Below are 801 nucleotides of genomic sequence, written 5' to 3'. Positions count from 1 at the left end.
CCGGGCTGGGATTACAACCCCTCGACCTGGCTGCAACGTCTGCCCATCGCGATTCTCGCGCTGCTCGGCATCTTGCTGGCACGTTATCTGGCGGCCTACCAGCTTGGCCATACCTCGAATGCCTGGGACCCGTTCTTCGGCACCCAGCCCAACGGCACGGAAACCATCATCACCTCCGACATGTCGCGCGCCTGGCCGGTGTCCGACGCCGGGGTCGGCGTCATGGCCTATATGATCGAGTTGCTGATGGCGGTGATGGGCGATGCGCGCCGCTGGCGGACGATGCCCTGGATGGTCGCCGCGTTCGGCGTGGTCGTGGTGCCACTTGGCGCGGTGAGCATCTTCTTCATTATCGCCCAGCCGATCTTCATCGACACCTGGTGCACCCTGTGTCTGATCCAGGCGCTGGCCATGCTGGTGATGATGCCCTACGCGCTGGATGAACTGGTCGCGATGGGACAGTTCCTCAAAGACGCGCGCCGCCGCGGCAAGCCATTCTGGAAGACCTTCCTGCAGGGCGATGCCATGGAAGGCGCACGTGAAGACAACACGCCCGAGTTCGACGGAGCCCTGTCGACCATGACCCTGAAGGGCCTTCGCGGGGTCAATTTGCCATGGAGCCTGGGACTGCTCTGCGTCCTTGGCGTCTGGCTGATGTTCACCCGCCTGATCTTCGGCACCGACGGTGCGATGGCCAACAGCGATCACCTGATGGGCTCGCTGCTGCTCACCGTCTCGGTCCTGGCGTGTGCCGAGGTGGCGCGGCCGCTGCGCTTTCTCAACCTGCCGATCGGTGCCTGG

1 protein-coding gene is annotated in these 801 nt (G+C 64.3%); it reads left to right on the top strand.

Annotated features, from left to right (window positions below; all coding sequences use genetic code 11):
- Nucleotides 1–801: vitamin K epoxide reductase family protein (locus H3028_RS21035; RefSeq protein ID WP_181299135.1), on the top strand; the 801-nt coding region annotated here is incomplete at both ends.

It is taken from the genome of Pseudomonas sp. Q2-TVG4-2 (assembly GCF_013620795.1).
Classification (GTDB): domain Bacteria; phylum Pseudomonadota; class Gammaproteobacteria; order Pseudomonadales; family Pseudomonadaceae; genus Stutzerimonas.
This window is presented reverse-complemented; position numbering and strand designations above follow the sequence as displayed.